Here is a 21,197-nt window from a genome sequence, read left to right on the forward strand (position 1 = left end):
GTGAAAACCCTTACCCCCGAAGGGATCACAGCTCGACCACCGACCACACAACCCAGCCGCCAACTCCACCGGACAGCGCAGGGCAGAAATCAAGGTGACAGATCCTCGACCCGGCCGCCGCACCGACGGACCCGGAATGCCGTTCGGCGGTCCGATGCCCGCCCGGGAAGGTAGCCTCGAAAATTCATTCACCGAACCATGTGACAGTTCGGGATTGAAAGGACGAAAAGCGCTCTGAACTACAAGAATTCGACTTGCCAGGGAGAATTGACCGCGGGTCCGGTGCACGGTAGGCCTCGCACATGCGACCGATCGATTTCACCCTCGTTTGAAGGCACTACCCTGGTGTGAGCATCAGTACAGCTCAGTACTCGACCCGGCGGAAATGACCTACCAGCGCGGTTCCAGCAAGTTCGGCCAGTCTCGACCAGGTGGGGTTGATGGTGTAGCGGGTGGCGCGCATCGACAGGTCGAGCCAACCCTTCTTGCTGGTAGCAATGAGATGGGCTGCGGACGTGAAGTTGCTGATGACAATGGACTTTTCGACGTTTTCGTAGCCCAGGAGGTTTCCGAAGTTGCCGCGGCCGGAGACGAACTCGCGTCCTTCCTCGTTGCCGCCCCAGGTGAGATAGGGGCTCAACCAGATCACGGGGGGCATGGTGTTCACCCCGATCGCGCCGTAGTTCATCTGTGTCACGGCGTCGTCGATGATCGAGGCATGAGCTTTCTTGGTGTCCTCGTCGACGAGGATGGTGGCGGCGAGAGTTCCGAGCAGGCGATCATTGCAGAACTGGACCGCCGCGGGCGTGAAGACGTCAGCGCGCGCCTCGACGTCAAGGGCGACTTCGGAAATCACCTGGCAGAAGGCTTCGTTGCGGATTCCGAACTCATCGGTGCCGGCGTCCTCGACCAGTAGCGTCCGTGAGGCCGGGGCCTCGTCCACAGGCTGAATGAGCGTGGCGTCCGGATATTTCGCGCGGAACCTGTCGAACGTCTCGTTGACTCCGGGGTAGTAGGTGGTGGCTGCGGGCGTGCCTTCGCGCAGCGCATGCGCGACCGCGTCCAGAAATTCCTGCCGCTGCGGCCAGTGCCTGCTTGTCACCAAGGTCTGGACTCGCCCGCAGATAGCACCACCATTGATCTTGGCTATCGTGGCGATTTGGAGGGCCTGATGCCTGATCTCCTTCTCAGTCCACGGACGATCGCCGGGAATGACGATGCAGGGATTGTTACCGCCGGCCTCGGAGACAAGTTCGGTGCCGGTCGCTTCGATGATCGCCTTCGCCGTCTTCGTCCCGCCGGTGAAGTAGATCTTCGTCAGACGCGGGTCCTCCGTGAGCGCACGGCCGTCTTCGGACTCGCAGAAGGAGAGTGCCCGGATCGCGACAAGAGGCTCCAGGACCTTCTCCCAGACGCGATCGGCACCAACGTTGAGGGGATGGGGCTTGTGGACCACGGCATAGCCATCGAAGAAGAGAGCACGGATCACCTCAAAGGCGGAGGCGTAGTTTCCCGCACCGAGCACAGCGATAATACCCGCCGGCTTGTCGTAGGGACCTGACCTGCGCGGCTGCCCCTTGACTCGCAGAATATCCGTGCGGTCGCCGTTGAGGAGACGGTCCTTGCCACGGGGCGAGACGTCGATGTCGAACCGGTCGTCTCCGACCGGTGAAATGCCGAGGGGCTCAAGGGACTCGCCGCGGACCAATCCCTCGTACAGCTCGATAGCGCCCGTAACACTGGATGCGACCGGCACAATCGTGCTCTGCACACTGGTGCCCTCGTGGAATGCGTTGGCGGCCTCGCCCCGAACGATGCCCTTCGCTTCGCAGTCTGCGTCCACCAGCTCCTCGAAGTAACGTTCGATGTTGGCCTGAATCTCCTTGAGCAACTTCAACCGTTCCTCAGGAGGTGTCGCGCTCCAGCGTCCCGCGTCAACCCAGCCCACGGCTTCAACAGCCTTCATACTCGTTCTCCTCTACTGGATGTGTCATGGCCGGCGCATCAAGGCGCCCTGGGCCGGACCAGCGATAGCAGACCGCCGGTTCCTTAACTATAACGGACTGCCGGTCCGCACGCAAGAGACTGACGGTCTGTATCATGTGTTCATGGCGACCTTCCAACGCGCAAGGAGCGAGGAGCAACGTTCGGAGAGGAAGCTCAGCATCCTGCTGACTGCCGCTGCGATGCTGCGCGAGATGCCGGTGTCCGAACTGAGCCTCAATGAGCTGAGCCGCCGTGTCGGGCTCGCGAAATCGAACGTTTTGCGGTACTTCGAGTCACGCGAGGCTGTCCTGCTCGAACTGCTCCAACAAGCCGCTCGGGACTTCCTGGTGGGGGTCGGTGATCAGCTTGCTTCGCTGGTCGACGCCGAGGATCCCCTCGATACCAGAGTCGAAGCTGCGGCCTCTGCAATTTCCGCATCCTTCGGTGCCCAACCGATGCTGTGCGAGCTACTCAGCGCGGAGGCCGGGGTGCTGGACCACAACATCTCCATCGAGGTCGCCACCCGATCCAAAGAGGGTGCTCGCGACGCTTTGCTCGATTTCGCCGAAATGCTGCGGCAACTCTTCCCTGAACTGAGCCGACAACGCTCCGAACAGGCTGCCATGCTGATCATCGTGCTGATCGGCGGTCTGTGGACCCACACGAATCCTGCTGCCCCAGTACGCGCGGTATACGACTCCGATCCCAGCTTCGCGTTCATGAACTCGGACTTCACCGATGCCCTGTCCCAATCACTCCTTGTCCTTCTCACTGGCATGCTCGCCCTCAGTTGACATGCGGCTTCGTGGGCCCCGCAGCCAGCCTCCCCACCTGCGGTGGCGCCAGGCGCCGCCAACCTGTTGATCGTCGAATTCGATTCCGCGCTGGTCAATGCACATTCGAACGAACGCGTACCAGAGGCGCAGGCAATCCCGTTGCGACCAATGGCCTTATCAGCTTCTACTACGAACTACGTTGGCGTGGAGCGTGATTCAAACGTCGTTTCGAACCCACGCTCACGCCCCCGCCTGCTCGGGTCTCGCGATCCACTGAAGCAGGTTGGCGCACACTGGATGCCACTCGGGGACCGGATGATCAACCTCAACGCATGAGGCCCGGCGCTGAACTCAAACGAGAAGGCTCTACCGACCTGATTGCTGATGCGCTGCAACGAGTTCAGTGATGCCGAACAGGTCGAACATCGCTGCGATTTGCGGTGCCACCTCTTGGCGGCCGCCGGTAGCGAAATGGATGAGATTGAGGCTGAGGAAGGTGGAAAACGCTGCGACAGTGAGCTCCTGGCGCGGCGACCACGGCGCGTAGAACTCCTGAAGCGAGTCGACGAGGACCTGGACGTGCCCCTGCAGGGCCGGCGTACGGATCGCGTTGACGAGAAGATCGTAGGTGACGATGGCGACGTCGGCGACGCTGCCGTCCTCGGCGCGAGTCGAGGCGACGCATGCGTCGACCAGGCTTATGCGACCTGCGACTGCCGCTTCGCGTTGATCTTGCAGGCGCTGAAGGTAGATTTCGAGGGCCCGCTCGAGCGCCGCGTCGATCAGATCCGCGGCGGCCGGGAAGTGGTATGTGATTGCCGCCAAGGAGACCTCGGCCTCCACGGCAACCTTCCGTTGCGTCGCCGTAGTGAGACCGCCCCGGGCAATCAACCGTATGGCGGCATCGAGGATTTCCTGGCGGGTTTGCGCTCCGTCCGAACGGGGCTTGCGACGTGGCATGGGCACAGTCTCCTCTCTCCGCGACTCGATCAAAACTGTTGCGCTGCACGATCGTACAGTCTGTACTATCGTACAGACTAAGCCGATGGAGCGCGGCGCAATGGAGCGAAGCGGTCCCGGCCGACACCATGAATAGAGAGACAGACATGACTGAGAATGCGGGCCTCCTACTCGACGACGACGCAAGCTTCGCTTCGTTGGGCATCGAGCGCGATAAGCCGGGCACCTGGGAGAATGGGCGCCGATCTCGCGAGCAGCTGACACCAGGCGAATGGGAGTGGTGGTACATGGACGCCCACTTCACCAACGGTTACATGGCCGTGAGCAGCCTGCACATCGCGGCGGACGAGCACGGCGTGAACCGACCGTTCATCACACTCAACATCGCCAACGGCGGCCAGAAGGTCGTGGACCAGATCATCCAGTTCCCGGCCGAGGCCATGTCCGCCGCGGTCGACCACGCCGACATGACGCTGTCGAACAGCTACTTCCGGAGCCTGGACGGACTCGACCGTTTCCGGGTGTTCGTCGACCCGGCCGAGAACGGCGGCAACGGCCTCGATATCGAGCTCGTGCGCACGGTGCCGTCGTATCGACCCGGTACCGGACGGTGGGACTTCAACGGCACCCACTTCTCTTGGCTGTGCGCCGTACCCGGCGCGACCGCTCGGGGCACACTCACTGTCGACGGCACGCAGATTCCGGTTGAAGGCAACGGCTACCACGACCACAACTGGGGCGACGTCCCGATGGACCACCTGCTCGGCGACTGGCTGTGGGGCCGGGCGGAGATCGACGGCACCACCGTGGTCTCCGCCTCGGTCCGGTTCCGCGAGATCGCCGGCGGTCGGGAAACACCGCTGCTGTACATCGCCAGGGGCGAAGAGGTACTCGTCGATGCCATCAACAACCAGCTCACCTGCCTCGAAGGCGCGAAGATCGCGCACCCGGACACGGGCAAGCGGATTTCCAGCGACTGCGTTTACATCGTTGACGAGGGCCCGCAAGCCGGCGGCACGGTGCGATTCAACGGGAACAAGACCGTCGTCGCCTCCTATCCCTTCACGAACTCCTCCATCGACTGGCAGACCTGGTACACCCGATACGCGGCCACGGTGACTGTAGACGTCAACGACACCGACGGTGCCCGGCTCCAGGCTTCCGACCGCGGCACCCTCGAAGTCATGGACTTCTTCGGCCGCCCCACCGAACGCCACTGAACCTCGCCAGCGTGGGGCGGGAGCCCGGAAAGCTCCCGTCCGGCGCTCGGCGCCGATGAAGCCCGAGCATCAACTCCCCGTATACCTCGAACCGCATCTCTCGTACCCGAAACCGTCGTGTCGGTACTACTGCAGGGTAGCCGCAGGATGAAAGTGGTACAGCCGGGCGAACTTTCGACCGAAATGTCACCGCCATGCGCCTTGACGACTGCGGCGACGATCGACAGCCCCAGCCAGTGCTTTCCATCATCGATCACCCGATACGAACGACGACCTAGCATGTCCGGCGCCCGGAGCAATCCATGCCAATGGCTCCCTGTTGTGGATAGCGACTGTGCCGCAACGGATTTGATGGTCAACATCTTGTCCGGATCGAAGATCTCGGACCAGGGCGCCGACCTCAGGTCGAAATGCGCATACCGCCCATCTTCACAGCGCGCACTTAACTTACGCCAAGGTCCGCCCCATGATGCGACGCAACGATTCTCGCGTTGACCCGGAAACGTAGCACGACATGCGGATTCGCATACCGAAAACAGGTGGACTGCAGATGACTCTTTCGAGGTTCGCGTGGATCGCAGCAGCAGGCGCGGTCACCATCGCTGTGCTCGGTATCGGCGCTGGCGCGGCGAGCGCGAATCCCGGCCCGGCCCCGTCGGGCAGCTCGGCTCCCACCCAGCAGCTTCCGCCGCCGCCCGGCAACCAGCCTGGGCAGCCGGGGTCGGGTGGCTCGGGACAACCGCCGCAGACACCTCAGCCGAACGGTCAGCCGCCGCAGGGCCCGCCTGCCAACTGAGACCTGCCGGCACGACACCCGTAATCCGGTGTCGTGTCGGCGGTTTCGAACACAGAGGCGCGAGTGTGAATCCGGCCGGAGCTTGGACGGTATGGCAAATTTCAGCTTAAATCGAACGGACGGCACACTTGAAGTTACCTATTCAAGTTGACTCTTCCCGCATATTCAAGTTCAACCCAGGTATTCGTGTGCGAATATTGGCGATCGCCCTGATCCCCAGTATCGCGCTGCTGGCAGGAGGCACCGCCGCTGTCGGATATCCCGTGGCACATGCGCTGCGCGACAAAGGCTGGGCGGACGAGGTCGTCCGATCGGTCCCGGTCGTCGTAGATGTGAGTGCAGCGCTCGGGCAAGAGTTCGGTCTCACGTTGCTACGTGTGGGCGGTAAGTCAGTATCGCCGACTGATCTGACAAGAACGCGCGGCCTGGTGGACAAGCAGATGCCGGCGGTCATAGACAGCCTCAAAAGCCTGAGCCGAATACATTCCAGTGTGCTCGATGAAGCGGCACCGGCACTCAGCGACGGAGTACAGCGGCTCACCGTTCTGCGCGCCGAGGTCGATGCCGGGAAGTCATCGATCGACGAAGTCTACAGTCTGTACGCCAGAATGGACGGTTTGAGTGCGGCGCTGATCGAACAGCTGGCCCGAGCCGCGCCCGGCGTCGACGATGCAATCGCCGAGTTGAACTCCGCAGGGCTCTATCGTGCGCGTGGCGCTCTTAGCATGGTGCATTCACTCGCGGCTGCAGCAATAGATAACAATGGTCTCGCTCCTGGTTATTGGCGCGAGTTCGCTCGCCAAACAGATCGATACCACGGCACAGTCGCAAACCTCGGCCCGACGCTGCCACCCGAGGGACAGCGGATGCTGGCGGATATGATCTCCAGCCAGAGCTGGCAACAACTCACCGGGATCGAAGAGGCCATCATCGCCCATGGCCCGAGCCCGTCCGACGACGAAGCCGTCAGCAGTCAGACTGCAGGTCACCGAACTTCGGCATCCCTTGCAGTAGACCCAGCGGTCTGGGCTGCTGCCAGCGCGGACGTCAAAGCCCGGCTGTTGCAGCTATGGCGCACCAGCTTCGCTGCGATTCATCAGTTGGCCAGTGCCACCGCCAGCCACACCCTGCGAAACTCGATCTGGGAAGGCGCGGTCGGACTACTGATAGCCGCCCTCGTTGCGCTGACGTCAATCGCGTTGTCAAACCAGGTCAGTCGGCGTCTGAAGCGACTGCGTCACGAAACACTCGCGATGTCGGACGTGCAACTCCCGAGGATCATGACGATGATCCGCGCGAACGCGGCCGCGGATGTGCAGTCCGAGGTCACACCACTCGATTTCGGAAGCGACGAGATTGGGCAGGTGGCAGACGCGTTCAACCGCTCGCAAGGCGCAGCGGTGTCAGCCGCTATCACGGAGGCGAAGACCAGGGAGGCCGTCAATGCCGTCTTCCTGAACATCGCCCATCGCAGCCAGCTCATCATGCATCGGCAGTTGGAGATCCTCGACACCGCGGAGTCACGCCAAGAGGATCCCGCCTTGTTGGACGTGTTCTTCCAGCTGGATCATCTCGCGACCCGGGAACGCCGAAACGCCGAGAATCTCATTATTCTCGGTGGAGAGCGGCCCGGGCGGCGCTGGAGGAATCCGGTGCCACTGGAGGAAATTGTCCGCAGCGCGATCGCCGAGACACAGGACTACCGCCGCGTTCGAGCCACTCGGATGCCGGAAGTGCGAGTGATCGGAACCGTCGTCGCCGACCTGATTCACCTCCTCGCCGAGCTTATCGACAATGCCACGGCCTTCTCCCCAGCAGAGTCTCGCGTGGAGACCTCCGCCAGCGCCGTTGGTAAGGGAGCAGTGGTCGAGATCGTCGACCAGGGTCTGGGAATGACGTCCGCGGATCTGGAGCGGGCCAACGACATGTTGAGCGATCCTCCGGACTTCGGCGTACTCCAGCTGTCCAGCGACTCGCGAGTAGGGCTTCTGGTGGTGGCCCTATTGGCCGCACGCAACGAGATCAAGGTCCGCCTTGCGGAATCGGATTACGGTGGCGTGCGCGTAGTCGTGCTTATCCCGCAGTCGCTTCTCGATACCGAGGACAGCGAACCGGATAGCGCCAACGTCACCACCGCGCCTCAAATCCCTCGGCACCGGGCCGTCGAGCCACCCGTCCCGGCAGCGCTGACGTCGCCGCCGCCGACGGCGGCCGAGCTGTCACCAGCCCGCTCTGCCCTGCCACAGATCGACTGGAAGGCTCCGGACCTACCGGAAAACGACCGGAACGCCGGAGGCTATGCGACCGCTCCCGACTTCAACAGCAGTCCACCGATAGCCGATGGTCGTCCGGCCCTGCCGAAGCGCCGAAAGCAGGAAAATTTGGCGCCAGAACTAGCACGCGCCGCGGTACCGGATCCATCGCCCGAGCCTGCGCCCCAGTTCGACCGCTCACCGGAAAGAGCGCGAGACCTTATGCGTGCCATCGAAAACGGCACTCGGCAGGGTCGGCGCGCCCATAGCGTGGTCGACCTACACAGCACCGACGAACTATAAGGAAGAACAGCGTGACATCGTCCTCCCCCACCGAACTCGATTGGCTGCTCGACGATTTGGTGCAGCGTCTCCCGGGGGTTCGGCATGCAGTAGTGCTATCGACCGACGGGTTGCTGATTGGGCGCTCCACACAGATACCGAGAAACGATGCGGAACACTTCTGTGCGATGTCATCGACGCTGTTCGGGCTGGCGCGCAGTTCGGGCGCTCGTTTCGGTGGCGGCGGCGTGCGCCAGGCGGTAGTGGAGCTGGACGAGGCCATTATCTTCGTAACCGCCGGAGGCCCCAACGCTTGCATGGCGCTGATGGCGGACGACTCGGCCAATATGGGAATGGTCGCCTACGAAATGAACCATACGATCAAACGTGTCGGCACCTATCTGTCCGCGATGCCCCGACCGGGCAGCCTATTCAGCGTCGACACTCAATCATGACGCCGCGACATGAGCACTGGTTCGAGGACGTGGACGGCCCCCTGGTTAGGCCGTACGCGGTAACCCAGGGGCGAACCGGCGGCCTGCGCGGCGACCTCGACATGATCACGCAGATCGCTACGGCACGCTTCGATCGCGCCGTTGAACTGCTGGATCCGGACAGTCGACGAATATTGCGACTGTGTGCGAGCCCGATATCGATCGCCGAAGTCGCCGCCCAACTGAACCGCCCTTTAATGGTGACAAAGATCCTCGTCAGCGATCTGATCACCAACGAGTTCCTAATCCATAGGTCCCCGGATACATCTACCTCCGGTGCGGCCGACACCCACCTACTCCAGACGGTGCTCAATGGCATTCGAAGACTCTAAAGTCCCTAGCTCTGTTGAGCTCACTACACGGTCGGTAAAGATTTTGATTGCGGGCGGTTTCGGAGTCGGAAAATCTACGATGGTGGCCGCGATCAGTGAGGTCACACCTCTACGAACAGAAGAGCTGATTACTGAGCTCAGTAGACCTGTCGATGACTTGACGGGTCTGGACACCAAGACGACCACCACCGTGGCACTCGACTTCGGTCGCATCACTCTCGACAACGACCTGGTTCTCTATCTGTTCGGCACGCCGGGTCAGGACCGCTTCTGGTTTCTGTGGGACGAACTGTCCCGTGGCGCACTCGGCACCGTGGTACTAGCAGACCCGCGGCGACTTCAGGCATCGTTTCCGTCCATCGACTACTTCGAGCGACTGGGGATTCCCTTTGTCGTCGGTGTCAACTGTTTCGACGGCGCTCCAACGTACACGACGGAGGAAGTCCGTGAGGCTCTCGACCTTCCCCACTCAGTTCCGGTCCTACTATGCGACGCACGCAGTCGCCATTCGACCAAGAACGTCCTGTTGATACTCGTGCAATACCTTCTCACCATCGCGGGCACCCCGCCGATCCATCACGCCGACATCTGATTGAACGCGATGGTTGGTTGATGTCCGAACGCGGCCGGTCTGGGAGGAATGAAAACTCCCCGAGGCCGCGTTCGGCCAGAACATGCGCGGAGCAGTCCTGCCTCTGAGTTCTCGAAGCCAATGCCGCAACGAACGTTTAGACCCAACACCCTACGGCTGCCGGCGCGGCTCCGGATCGCTTCTCGAATCCTCGCCAGACCCCACGCCGAGTATTTCGGGTCACTGCCGCTGTTCGACGGGTTGGTGTTAACCGGGCTGCATCGGCGCCGAGCGGGTCGCGGTGAGCGGTTGCCCTTGTCGACTATTCCTGAGTCGCGTACCGAGTCCAGGCAGGCGTCTGTCATCCGTCGATGGCTGGGATCGTCCCATACTGTCCGACCGGTGCTGGCGGCGGACATCGCCTGCTGGTTGCGGCCGGCCGATACTGGTGGCGAGCGACCTAGGATCGGGGCATGTGATGGATGACGAGTTCTACGACCGGGTCGATCAGATCACGATGGCCGAATCCATTGCCGTCGGACATATTCCAGCCATCGCGGTACTGGAGTTCGCGCTTGGAGTCGTGCTCGACGACGGTGATCCAGACGATTCCGAACGACCTCTACCGTGCGTGTCGATAGCGCTGCAGCTCGGCGCAGAAACCGTGGAGCGCGCGATCGTCGATGCCGCGACCACGCTGCTGCCAGCCGTCACCAGCGAAGGTTTGCGACCGTGTGCGCTCGCGGTGGACGTCGCAGGGCCGATCATCAATGGCGAGCAAATCGCGTGCGTGCTGATCATGAATATGCGAGGACTCATCGAAGGGTTGCCTTCGGCCTCGAAACGGGCTACAGGCGCCTCCCGAACGAACGCGAAGCCATTCCCACAGAATTCGTCGAAGGCCTACGCGCCGCGCTCCCGATGTTGCAAGAGTATGGGCAGGGTCGGTTCTGATCTGTCCATCGCGGCAACCTCTGAGGCGTAAGGCTTCGCATCGTCACGCCGATGGCTACTGTGCCCGATCGTGGCCGACTGCCGATGAGGTCTTTATCGGCCCCCCGTTCCATCCGCCGCCCGTATCGCTGGCCGTGTTCGGAAAACGACCAGGAACGCCTGGGGTGGCATAGGTCGGCCGGGCGTGGCCTAACCTGCGGGAAAAGTCAGTTGTGCCTGGGGGCCGCGATGGCGGCTGGTGAGCGGTCGAATCGCAGTCCGCGCCAGGACGGGTGGCGCGGGCCGGTGGCGGTGCGTTCGCGGTATGCGACATCGCCGACCAGATGCGGCCGGATGGCGCACCATACGCCGAACGCTACCCGCAAAAGATACCGAACGGTCGCATCATCGTGGTGCTCCGGAATCCCGTACCGCTGGTGGAATTGGTCGTACTGTCCGTGCCGGGAACTACCGTCTGCCGATCGAGCCGATTCTGGTCATGTGGGTGTGGGTGGCTCGGCGGCGGGGTGCATGACGGCGTGCCACCATGATTCGAGCCGACTCGGCTCCGGCCAGCGCACCACCGGCTCATCGTCATCGGAACCTCTGGTGATGGCGGGTGCGGTCGTATGCCGCTTTCCCGGCCGGTGAGCGGGCCTGTCACCGCGTGGTTCGCGTGGGGTTGCTGTCATGGCGCACCTCCGAATCCCTGGCCCGGCGCCCGGTCTCACCGGGCGGGCTGGATTCACAACTCGCGGCGGCGGTGTACGCCGAGGTCGACCGCGCGCGAGGAATGCCACGAAGGCCCAGGGGCAATGCCGAGGGGTCTGCGCCACCACGGAGGGGGCCGACCTGCGCCATAGTAGGCATTCAAGGTCAACAGCAGGCCACGTTCGAGCCGATTCCCGGGGGTCTACACCGAGATCGAACCCAGCGGGCGCAGCCTGGCGCACCCGGTGTGGACCACGTACCGATCGGGCGGGTCTCGCCCCAGCGTCGCGGTAGTGCACGTGGGGCGCGACCCTGGTGTCGGCTCAGCGGTCGGGGCTTGTGTGCACTGCGCCGACACACAGCGCATACCAACAGGCCGGCCTTCTCAACCGGTCGCTGCCCAATCGTGGCCGACTGATGATGAGGTCGTTACGGCCCGTGGGGTCCAGAGTCGCGCTGGTGGTGCAGGGTCAGCAGCAGGTGATCAAATTGCGAGCGCGTCGCCGGTGATATCTGGATGGTGGCGATTTCGCCGATCAGTTGAGCCGCCAGATCACGCACGCGGATGTTGGTTTCCTGTGACCGCCAGACCAGTACCCGGAACGCTTGCTCGGCGCTGATGCCGTAGACGAGCATCAGCGCTCCTTTGGCCTGCTCGATCGCCACCCGATGTTCGAGTATCTGCGGCAGCAGGTCGTCGAGGATTGCGTGGGTCTGTGCGGCGTCGCGGTCGGTCAGGTCGATGTAGTAGCCCTCGGTGCCGACCACGGCGCCGGTGTCGTCGGTGATCGAGTCCGACACCACCACGACGTAGTGCTCGGTGCCGTGGGTGTCGATGATGCGGTGGCGGCTGGAGAACGGGGCGTGGTCGCGCACCGAGGTGACCAGTGCCGCTTCCACTCGGTCGCGGTCATCGGGATGTTTGTGCGACAGAAGCAGTTCCGTGGTCGGGGTCACTTCGCCGGGAGCATAGCCGTGCATGCGGGCCACCTCGTCGGACCACTCCCAGTGTTGGTCGGCGAACTGGAACCGGAACCAGCCCGCTTGCAGTGCGTTGCCGGCGCCGACCACCTTCTCCACCGAGGCCACCGCCTCATCGGCACCGTCGTCGTCCTCGGTCATGTCCTCAGTGTCGCACCCGCCGGCCTGGCGGGAGCCATGGCGGCACCCCGTCGCGGTCCGGGGCCACCAGTTCACCGTCGAGGGTCATCTCCCGCCCCGCCGCCAGCGACAGCAGGGCGTGAGAGATCTCAGGGAAGGCCGCGCTGAGGGAGTTGCCGTTACGGCCGACCATGTGGCACGCAGAGTTGGAAATCCATGCCAGACAACGGATTCCGTCGTACTTCCATTCGTAGGCGTACCGGGTGTCGTCGTCGGCGGGAGCCGGGCCGTTCTCTTGACTAACGCCTGTGGACCAACAAGGGCGATGTCTATGGGTCCACGGAAGTCCGCGGCCGTCGAAGCGATTTTGGATGGTGTGCCGTCGATGGCGGTTCGGTTCACCCCTGGGACAGGGCGAAGGCCAGCATCGCGGTAGAGGTGAAGTCGGTCGAGGGTTCCACGGTCTGCCAGGCGCCCACGTCGTCGAGGAAGCGGGCCTTACCCCCGTCGAAGTCGGTCCAGGCCGTACCAGGATTCGAGGAACAGCGCTTCATCGTCGGGAAGGTATTGAGTTCGTCGAGCTTTTCTGCGGCATTCGGCCCGTTGACCACAGCGCCTCGCAGGATCTCGCCCGTGCCGTCGAGGCTGCCACCCAGGTTGGCCACTTGGTGTTCCGGGCAGTGCGGGTAGACCTCGCCTGCGCCGATCATGAAGGTGCTGCCCCAAGAGTTGGCGCCCATTGCCCAGCCACGCTGTTGCGCGCCGAACTCGTCGTAGCGGTGGTCGCCGGTGACCTTCCCATACAGCTGTGCGGTGGCGACCAGGCCGAAAGCGTGTGGTACCGAGTCGAAGTCGGTGTAAACCGCACCTGCCGCGAACGGGTCCTCGGTGGCCCGGCTCACCCCGTCGTCCAACTGCCGGCGCAGGTCACCTTGCAGCTCTGCGGCGTTCTCGCTGTCCGCCTTCACGACAGTAAGCAGGTCCGCGTGGGCGAGTGCGCTGACGTCGGCGACGCCGAGAGTGCCCTTGGTGTCGGAGTCGATGTACTGCTTCGCCCAGCGGGTGCCCTGTTGCTGCCAGTCGCCGGCTCGTGCGTCGCCTAATGCCTTGGCGGCCAGGCTCATTTCGGTGGCCCCGAACTCCATGTCGTCTTGCCAGGAGTCCTCGGGGTAGAAGTTGTGGGGGAACGCAGTGATCAGTTCGCCCTCGGGTGAGGTGTCGGCCCGGGTGTAGATGGCAGCGGCCTTGTCCAGCCAGGACTTGGCAGCGGAGGGATCGCTGTTGGCGCTGTTCTGCGCGGCGAGCGCGAAGACCGCTGCCATACGGCCGGCCAGGTTAGGACTGATCGGCGCGCCGGGCTCGTTGGCCCGGAAGACCGGCCGGTTCTTGATCAGGTAGTCAGGGTCACCTGGTTGCACGTCCAGTTCGTCATCGGTCTCGGGCAGCCGCCACACGTCGTGGTCGGTACGGATCCGGTCGTTGCCGGCACCGATACCGACTTGGGCGTAGAGAGTGCCACCCTTGCCGTCCCACATCTTGTCCAGCCAGGCCAAGCCTTGCTCGACCTCCTCGGCCAGGCCCGCGGTGTGCGGAGCAGCACGTAGGGCCAGCAGCAGATCGGCGGTGCTGTAGGCGGTGGTGTGGGTGAACTTGAGGAAGTCACCAGCGTCGGACCAGCCGCCCGAGACATCGACTGGACCACCCACCGGGGTCAGCTTCTCGTCGAGCAGTTCGGTGCCGTCCTCGTTGTACCGAGGGGTGGCGTAGACCGTTGCGTGGCGGTCGGTCAGATGTGAGGGCTTGCGGTGCAGGACATTGGGCAGGACATCCGCACCGTCGCGCTGAGTTTGGAAGAAGCGCACGTTGTTCTCCACGAGCGGGGTGAGCAAATCCTTGGCGGGCGCAATGCGGAACTGTGGGGAGCGCCCGGAGACCGTGCCAGTGAGCTCGAGTCGGTAGCTGCCCGGGGTATCGACAGCCGACAGGTCCACGGTGTGGACGGCCGGATACTTGCTGTTCCAGGTGCCGGTACGCCCGCCGACCTGGCCGGTGGCCACGATGGTGCCCCGGTCGTCCACCAACCGGTAGCCGGCTTGGCTCAGTTCCGTTTCCGAACCCATGACGAACGCCTGTTTTGCCTGCCCGACGATGTAGCCGACCTGATCGACCCGGATCGCGGGTGGGCCGGCGTGGGCGGCCGCATCGGTGGGCAGGGCGCATGCTGCCACTGCGAGGGTGACAACGAGTGCGGTGGAATGCAGGCTCCACGCGAGGCGAAGTGAAACGGCGGACATGGGCTCCACCCTGCCTGGTACTACATGAGATTAAGGTGAGGGGCCCTGGACGAGGGCGGCCGATCCTACCCAGACGCGGCTCGTGCGCTCTGGCAGCAACAGCTCCACCAATGCCCCGCCTCCGGGAGCCAGGGAAAGCCGGGCGGTGCCACCGTGCAGCTCGGCCACCCAGCACACGATGGCAAGACCGGTACCGGTGCTCGCACTGCCGGTGACATGCCGCTCGAGCCAGTAGCCCAGAATCCCCGGCCACAACCTCGGCGGTAGTCGTCAAGCAGATGTACTTGGCGCTCCTGATTCGGAACTGAACAAACAGGCCGAGGATCGCACCGTTGAGTTCGCACGGTTGCGTCGCAGTAGTGTCGCACCGCTTCGTGCACGCCATGGCTGTTTAGAGTCGTTCGCTATGAAATGGAATCGGCGTAAGCGGGTGGCCATGGACGGTGCTGCGGTGGTCCGGATCAGCGAGGCCGCGCAGCGGGACCCGGAGGGTTCGACCACGTGCAGCGGATTCGCCGAACGGGCCCTGGCAATGCCGGCGGTCCCGGCGTGGATCCACTGGGTCTATGACCGCAACCCCGAGATCGCGCGCTTCTACTTTCAGCTGCACTATCCCCTCGACGACGGTTACGGCGATGAGGAGCGGATCCTGAAGCGGGCCCATCAGGCCGAACAAGCCGCACGGTGCGTGGAACGGGCCCGCCGCTTCCACACCGACAGGCCCGTGGTGAGCGCGTATTTTCCCGAGCTGCCCGACGACGAGGACTTCCACGCCGCCTGCGACGCAGGGCGCGAATGGGACGGGCACTGGTATTCCCGCGACCCGCTGCAAGCCTGGCCCGAGGTCCACGGCCTCCGATAAACCCGTCCCGGGTCTCGGTGTCGGTGCTCGAGGTCCTCGCCATATCTGGGCATCGACCTGATACCGGAGCCCCGAGCCTCCCGAGCGCGCTGGCCGATGATTGGCATGGTTTCGGCGAAGACGACGAACGTCAGGTCTGTATCAACCTGTTGCAGTGGTACTTACGTGCGGCAAAACAAGCACGAATAGAGCGGCAGAATGCGTCACACAGGGCCAGCATTTGCCGCCCCGAACGAGGGCGCCGGTGGCCGGTCAGAATTCACATCGATGGGACCGCTGACCGACCCGGTCCTCTGGTGGGGTCAGAGGAGCTTCAGCAGGTGCAGGTCGTCGACGTACTTGTGGACGAGGGCGGGGGAAAGGTGGGGGATGTCGGCGTCGGGGCCGAGATCGGCCTGCTGCACGGCGATGCGGAAGAGGTCGGCGGGGAGGACGGAGCCTCGGGTGGGTTCGGCGGGGGTGCGGTAGGCGTCCAGCAGCGGGAGGACGGATTGCTGGCGTTGCTGCTGGGGTAGGGCCAGCAGGGCGCTCTCGAAGCGGGACAGCCATTCGCCGTAGTCGTCGAAGCGCTGGATGGGGTGGCCCTCGTCGATGAGCCAGTCGACGAACTGGTCCAGGGATATGCCGTCGTCGTAGGGGTTCAGGACGTCGAAGCTCTGATAGCCGCTGGTGGCGCGGCCGCCGAGGGTGACGATCGCTTCGGCGGTGAAGTCTGCGGGCAGGCCGTCGTAGTGCGCCCGCTGCCGATGGCCGCCGGAGTCGGTGCGGTAGAACGACTTCGGCGCCATGCCGGTCACCAGGATGCTGAGGAGCAGCCGGGTGAACATGTCGGTCACGTTGAGCTGCCCGGCGTAATAGCTGTGCGCGAGGATCATGTCGGAGCGGAACACCGCCACCGGCAGCCCGAACCGCTCCTGCGCGTCCCGTAGCAACACCTCGCCGGCCCACTTGCTGTTGCCGTAGCCGTTGGCGTAGCTGTTGTCGAGTACCCGCTCCGGGCTCATCTCGCGGATGTCGCCGTCCTCGGCGAACCTTCCGGGCGGCACCTGGCCGGCCACCGCCACCGAGGACAGGTACGTAACCGGCTTGCGCCTGCCGGTCAGGGCCAGCCGGATCACCTCCGCGGTGCCGACGACGTTGGGGCCGAACAGCTGGTCGTAGGGCAGCACGTGGTTCACCAGCGCGGCCGGATGCACGACCATGTCGGCGGTGTCCGCCAGCCGCTGCCAATCCTTTTCCGTCAGACCGAGATTCGGGTAACCGATATCGCCGGGTAGCACCTGCAGCCGGCGTTCGGCCAGCTCCTGGTAGTGCCGCAACAGCGCCTGATCGCCCGAGTCGAACACCGCGTCCAGCCGCCCGCGCGCCGCGTCCGCGTCCTTGCCGCGGATGATGCAGATCAGGGCGCCGTCGACGGCGTCCAGCCGCTCCAGCCAGCGCAGGCACAGGAACCGGCCCAGGTATCCGTTGGCGCCGGTGAGCAGCACGGTCCGCGGCGTCGTGGCCGCCGCCGGCAGCGCGGGCACGGCCTCGAGAGTGCCGGCGTCGATGAACTTCTCCAGTGTGAGGTCGGCGGCGCGGATCCGATCGCCGGTGCCGTGCACCGAGACCGCGGTCGCGCGCCGCCCCGCGGTAACCCGCTCCTCCTCGATGTATCCGGCCAGCTGTTGCAGATCGACCGCGGGACTGACGATCACGCCGACGGGCACCTGTATCCCGAAGATCTCCTGCAGCAGGTTGGACAGCGACAGTGCCGACAGCGAATCGCCGCCGAGATCGCCGAAGTGCGAGTCGGGCCGGATATCGGCGTCGGCGCAGCCCAGTAGCGCCCGCACCGCCCGGTGCACGATCTCCGGCACCGGTCGGTCACCGATCCCGCTTCGCAACGCGGTCAATTCGTCGGTCTGCTGCCGCTCCAGCTCCCGGTAGAGCTCCTCCAGCCGCTCCCCGTAGCGTTGCTTCAGCTTGGGCCGCAACAGTTTTCCGACGCCGGACAGTAGCCCTTCGGCGCGGGTGAACGGGTGCGTCTCGATGATGATGTCGCGCGGTATCTCGTAGGAGGCCAGCCCGGCATTCTGCGCGATCTTCTGCAGCGACTGCAGGACGGCGGCCTTCAGATCGTCCGGATGCGCATGCAGCGCCTCGTCGGTGGGCACCACCACCGCGAGCACGTAGGCGCGCTCGCTGGAGCCGTACACGTAGATCTGCCGGACCAGCGCGCTGATCGCGTATACGGCCTCCAGCTGGGACACGGCGACGAATTCGCCCTGCGAGAGCTTCAGCACGTTGTTCCGCCGGTCCACATACACCAGTTCGTCGGGGCTGATCTCGGCCATGATGTCGCCGGTGCGGTAGAAGCCATCGGCGTCGAACATCTCCGCGCTGAGCTCGGGCCGCTTGTAGTACCCGGGGAACATCGTCTTCGTCTTCACCAGCAACTCGCCGCGCGGATGCGGCCGGTCGTCGTGGTGGTAGCCGAGTTCGGGCACGTCGGCGAGCTTGTAGTCCAGCACCTGGGGTCGGTGAATGTGGTTGTCCCGCATGATGCCTCCGGCCTCGGTGGAACCGTACCCGTCGTGCAGCGGCAGTTCGAACACGGACTCGATGAAGGCCCGCGTCTCCGCGGACAGCGGCGCGGTCCCGCAACTCATCGCCAGCACGCGGCCACCGAACTGCCGCTCCCGCAGGTCGATTCGCACCTCACGCTCGGCGGTGGTGCGGTCGGCGCCGTCCGCGACGCGCTGTTCCACCTCGCTGACGAACTCCTGGAACACCAGATCGCACACCCGCGGCACGAAGGACACCTCGGTGGGCCGCACCAGCGCGAAATCGTCGAACAGGGTGGACATGTGGCTGCCGGCGGTGAAATACGCGGTGCCACCACGCATCAGCGTGCTGACCACCTGCATCCGCCCCGCCAGGTGGCTCTGTGGCATGTAGTTGAGCTCGATCGCGGGCAGCGAAATGCCATCGGCTCCGTAGCGGGTACGCCACATCGCGGCCAGCATCTCCTCGGTATACATCGCGCCCTTCGGGGTGCCGGTGCTGCCGGAGGTATAGATGAGCATGGACAGCGGATTGTCGCCGGCGGCGGGCACGAACAACGGAGCGGGAGACAGGCTGCTGCCTCGGTCGAGCACGGTGTTCAGCTCGGCCACCACGATGGAACTGTCGGCCTGCGCCAGGCGGTGACGGGCGCCCTCCATGGCGGCACGGTCGCTGTCGTCCTCGGGGTGGTAGTCGAAGACCAGCAGTTGCTGCGGGGCGGCGGTCCCGGCGAGCACCGCGTCCACGGCCCCGTCGAGCATCTCCAGGCTGCTGGCGAGCACCCGCGGGGAGGTCTCGGCGAGGATCGCCGCCCACTGCGCGGGCGTCGCGCTCACCTGCAGTGGCACCGATACCGCGCCCTGCCGGGTGCAGGCGAAGTCGACCGTGATGTAGTCGGGGCTGGTGAACCCGAGGATCGCGACGAAGTCACCGGCACGCACCGGATGCTGCGGGTCTCGGTGCCATGCGGCGGCCAGCGCGCCCACCCGCGACCACAATTCTCGGTAGGTCATGGTGTCGAAGCGCGGCAACAGCCGACGGACCCGGCGCCCGGCGGCGTCGGTGCCGAGTTCGGTACCGCGCATGCCCAAGGCCGGCCTGTCGGCATACCCGGCCGCGACGGTGTCGATCATCTGGGCCAGTCGCAGGCCGGGCCGCGCGGCGGCGGCGATGACCTCCTCCGACGGCATGGCATCGCGCACCTGCTGGTCGGTGAAGACCTGGTCGATGCGGTGCTGCTGTTCGGTTTCCCACGTATGCGTCGCCATGGCCGGTCTCCCTGGGTCGTTCGACGGACTACAACTAGAAAACCTCTGGCAAATTTGAAGTGTAGTTCCGTGTCTCCGGCGCGCGCCACGATCACGGTGGACTGGGTGAATACGCGGCGACATCGCGGGCTCGTGGTAACCGACGCAATCGCGGGTACGTGGCGACGCCGCACTCGGTCGTCACCGCCCGCCACCTGGGCATCGCGAGCATCAAGGCGCGGTTCGCCGACGTACTCTGCGGGTCAGTTACGCAAGGCTCCGTGCTTACGAGGGCACCCCGGACCGGACGAGACCCAACGATCTCCCACTGAATCCGCCGCCCGCCAGCGTCTTTCGAAATTGCGTTCAGCTGCGAATAGTTGACCGTTGGCGGCCAAATCTATAGGCGTACAAGTCTTTTCGATGGCTCTTGACAGCAGTCCGCGATGTCGAGTCGTGGCACTTTGTTCCAATCCCTGGGCCGTTTCCCGTGGGTTCAGCCGGACTGAAGCTACTTCGTCGGGAACCCGCCGCTTTCGGTCATAAAAGCCTGTTTGCCGCGGCGGGTCTTTAGCTTGCAGTCCGTTCAATGGTGGTCAATCCGGTCGGGTAGGTGTTTCGCGAATGCGATCCGCAGCAGCTACTCCGTATGCTTCGCCCGAGGAGGTCGACATGTCCGAAGACACACCGGCAATTCCGTCCTGGGTGCCCCGAGACACATACCCCTTCGAGCACCGCTATCTCGACCTGGCCGGCGCTCGCGTCCATTACGTCGACGAAGGCATCGGTCCACCCCTGCTACTTCTGCACGGTAACCCCACCTGGTCGTTTCTCTACCGTGAGTTGATCACCAATCTCAGCGGCCAATTTCGCTGCATCGCTTTGGATTACCCCGGGTTCGGCCTCTCACGTCCGGGCCCTGAATACGGTTTCACGCCCGCCGAGCACGCGAGGGTCGTCGAGCGATTCGTCACCGAGCTCGACCTGTCGGGCGTGACGCTCATGGTGCAGGATTGGGGCGGACCGATCGGGTTCGCGGTCGCGACGCGGCATCCGGATCGGTTCGCCGCGTTCGTGATCGGCAATACCTGGGCCTGGCCGAAATCGGATCTGGGAACGCAGGTGTTCTCCCGGACGCTGGGCGGTCCGATCGGCAGCTACCTGATTCTGCGTCGAAACTTCTTCGTCGAGAGGCTCATACCGCTCGGTGTCCGGCGCCGGAAGCTATCGGAGTCGGTGATGGACGCCTACCGCGGGCCGTTCCCGACGTCCGAGTCGAGGCGTCCGATGCACGTCTTCCCTCGCGAAATCCTCGGCAGCCGACCGTTTCTCGCCGAGATCGAGCGAGGGCTGCCCGCCCTGGGTGACAAGCCCGCGTTGCTGGTGTGGCCGACAAAGGATGTGGCGTTCCGCGAACCGGAGCGTCGCCGCTGGGAGCGGGTCTTTCCCCAGCATCGCACCGTCATCCTGGAGGGCGCGGGCCACTACATCCAGGAAGACGCGCCCGAGCAGATCATCGCCGCGATCCGGGAATGGGCGCCGCAACGCGACGGCGAAGGTTGAACTAGAACCGGATGGTCGGCGGCGTTGCGGGTGGCGCCGTCCACCAATCCGGCTGACGCGACCGCCAGCACGAACCCGGCCAGCCCACGCCTCCTCGCAAGGACTCCCGAACATCGGGGTCCCGGACTCGCGCGAAAAACAACGACAGTGGCTTGACCAGCACCGATGCGGACGTGCAGGCTGAGTGCATGCGGGCCCGCGACGTCGTGGTCGGGCAAACCTATGCGGTGCTGATTCCACACCGGATTTCGCCGGGGCGCCGTCTCGACC

Annotated in this window: 16 protein-coding genes and 1 pseudogene; 10 read left to right on the forward strand and 7 right to left on the reverse strand. The window is 64.4% G+C overall.

Features of this window, described 5'->3' with window-relative positions:
• Nucleotides 1-364: 364 nt before the first annotated feature.
• On the reverse strand, nt 365-1,966 hold the full coding sequence (locus ACFXN1_RS41295; RefSeq protein ID WP_379440814.1) for an aldehyde dehydrogenase family protein: 1,602 nt from the start codon (nt 1,964-1,966) through the stop codon (nt 365-367).
• 142 nt (nt 1,967-2,108) lie between these two features.
• Here ACFXN1_RS41295 and ACFXN1_RS41300 point away from each other — a divergent pair, with 142 nt between their 5' ends.
• Nucleotides 2,109-2,780 carry a TetR family transcriptional regulator gene (locus ACFXN1_RS41300; RefSeq protein WP_379440815.1) on the forward strand — a complete coding sequence of 224 codons (672 nt, stop codon included), beginning with the start codon at nt 2,109-2,111 and terminating at the stop codon, nt 2,778-2,780.
• 348 nt (nt 2,781-3,128) lie between these two features.
• Here the strand turns inward: ACFXN1_RS41300 and ACFXN1_RS41305 are convergent, their stop codons facing one another.
• Nucleotides 3,129-3,722: a TetR/AcrR family transcriptional regulator gene (locus ACFXN1_RS41305; RefSeq protein ID WP_379440817.1), complete on the reverse strand. Its 594-nt coding sequence runs from the start codon at nt 3,720-3,722 to the stop codon at nt 3,129-3,131.
• Nucleotides 3,723-3,868: 146 nt separating this feature from the next.
• On the opposite strand from ACFXN1_RS41305, the gene ACFXN1_RS41310 reads away from it, so the two are divergent.
• Entirely contained in the window at nt 3,869-4,942 is a 1,074-nt protein-coding gene (locus ACFXN1_RS41310; RefSeq protein WP_379440819.1) for a hypothetical protein, read from the forward strand.
• Between the two features lie 143 nt (nt 4,943-5,085).
• Here the strand turns inward: ACFXN1_RS41310 and ACFXN1_RS41315 are convergent.
• Nucleotides 5,086-5,304 (reverse strand): annotated as a pseudogene (locus ACFXN1_RS41315) (hypothetical protein); the annotation flags it as partial.
• Between the two features lie 188 nt (nt 5,305-5,492).
• Here ACFXN1_RS41315 and ACFXN1_RS41320 point away from each other — a divergent pair.
• From ACFXN1_RS41320 to ACFXN1_RS41345, 6 genes are all read left to right on the forward strand, one after another.
• Nucleotides 5,493-5,738: a hypothetical protein gene (locus tag ACFXN1_RS41320; protein ID WP_379440820.1), complete on the forward strand. Its 246-nt coding sequence runs from the start codon at nt 5,493-5,495 to the stop codon at nt 5,736-5,738.
• Between the two features lie 188 nt (nt 5,739-5,926).
• The gene (locus ACFXN1_RS41325; RefSeq protein ID WP_379463877.1) at nt 5,927-8,293 is read left to right on the forward strand and encodes a nitrate- and nitrite sensing domain-containing protein; all 2,367 of its coding nucleotides are present in this window, start codon (nt 5,927-5,929) and stop codon (nt 8,291-8,293) included.
• Between the two features lie 11 nt (nt 8,294-8,304).
• On the forward strand, nt 8,305-8,727 hold the full coding sequence (locus ACFXN1_RS41330) for a roadblock/LC7 domain-containing protein (RefSeq protein WP_379440823.1): 423 nt from the start codon (nt 8,305-8,307) through the stop codon (nt 8,725-8,727).
• The gene (locus ACFXN1_RS41335) at nt 8,724-9,098 is read left to right on the forward strand and encodes a DUF742 domain-containing protein (protein WP_379440825.1); all 375 of its coding nucleotides are present in this window, start codon (nt 8,724-8,726) and stop codon (nt 9,096-9,098) included. The genes ACFXN1_RS41330 and ACFXN1_RS41335 overlap by 4 nt, the downstream gene beginning before the upstream one ends.
• The gene (locus ACFXN1_RS41340; protein ID WP_379440826.1) at nt 9,079-9,690 is read left to right on the forward strand and encodes an ATP/GTP-binding protein; all 612 of its coding nucleotides are present in this window, start codon (nt 9,079-9,081) and stop codon (nt 9,688-9,690) included. The genes ACFXN1_RS41335 and ACFXN1_RS41340 overlap by 20 nt, the downstream gene beginning before the upstream one ends.
• 457 nt (nt 9,691-10,147) lie before the next feature.
• Nucleotides 10,148-10,654: a hypothetical protein gene (locus ACFXN1_RS41345; RefSeq protein ID WP_379440827.1), complete on the forward strand. Its 507-nt coding sequence runs from the start codon at nt 10,148-10,150 to the stop codon at nt 10,652-10,654.
• A 1,088-nt stretch (nt 10,655-11,742) separates the two neighbouring features.
• Here the strand turns inward: ACFXN1_RS41345 and ACFXN1_RS41350 are convergent.
• From ACFXN1_RS41350 to ACFXN1_RS41360, 3 genes are read right to left on the reverse strand one after another with little or no spacing between them, the layout of a single operon-like run.
• A complete protein-coding gene (locus ACFXN1_RS41350; protein WP_379440829.1) occupies nt 11,743-12,435 on the reverse strand; it encodes a PAS and ANTAR domain-containing protein in 693 nt (230 codons plus the stop codon).
• Between the two features lie 4 nt (nt 12,436-12,439).
• Complete coding sequence (locus ACFXN1_RS41355; protein ID WP_379440853.1) at nt 12,440-12,787, reverse strand: hypothetical protein; 348 nt, start codon at nt 12,785-12,787, stop codon at nt 12,440-12,442.
• A 25-nt stretch (nt 12,788-12,812) separates the two neighbouring features.
• Entirely contained in the window at nt 12,813-14,708 is a 1,896-nt protein-coding gene (locus tag ACFXN1_RS41360) for a glycoside hydrolase family 9 protein (protein WP_379440830.1), read from the reverse strand.
• A gap of 406 nt (nt 14,709-15,114) precedes the next feature.
• Here ACFXN1_RS41360 and ACFXN1_RS41365 point away from each other — a divergent pair, with 406 nt between their 5' ends.
• Entirely contained in the window at nt 15,115-15,570 is a 456-nt protein-coding gene (locus tag ACFXN1_RS41365) for a hypothetical protein (RefSeq protein WP_379440832.1), read from the forward strand.
• Between the two features lie 302 nt (nt 15,571-15,872).
• On the opposite strand, the gene car is transcribed toward ACFXN1_RS41365, so the two are convergent.
• A complete protein-coding gene (car, locus tag ACFXN1_RS41370; protein ID WP_379440833.1) occupies nt 15,873-19,385 on the reverse strand; it encodes a carboxylic acid reductase in 3,513 nt (1,170 codons plus the stop codon).
• A 651-nt stretch (nt 19,386-20,036) separates the two neighbouring features.
• On the opposite strand from car, the gene ACFXN1_RS41375 reads away from it, so the two are divergent.
• The gene (locus ACFXN1_RS41375) at nt 20,037-20,927 is read left to right on the forward strand and encodes an alpha/beta fold hydrolase (RefSeq protein ID WP_379440835.1); all 891 of its coding nucleotides are present in this window, start codon (nt 20,037-20,039) and stop codon (nt 20,925-20,927) included.
• Nucleotides 20,928-21,197: the final 270 nt, after the last annotated feature.

Origin of the sequence: Nocardia sp. NPDC059154 (assembly GCF_042755705.1) — a bacterium.
Taxonomy (GTDB): domain Bacteria; phylum Actinomycetota; class Actinomycetes; order Mycobacteriales; family Mycobacteriaceae; genus Nocardia.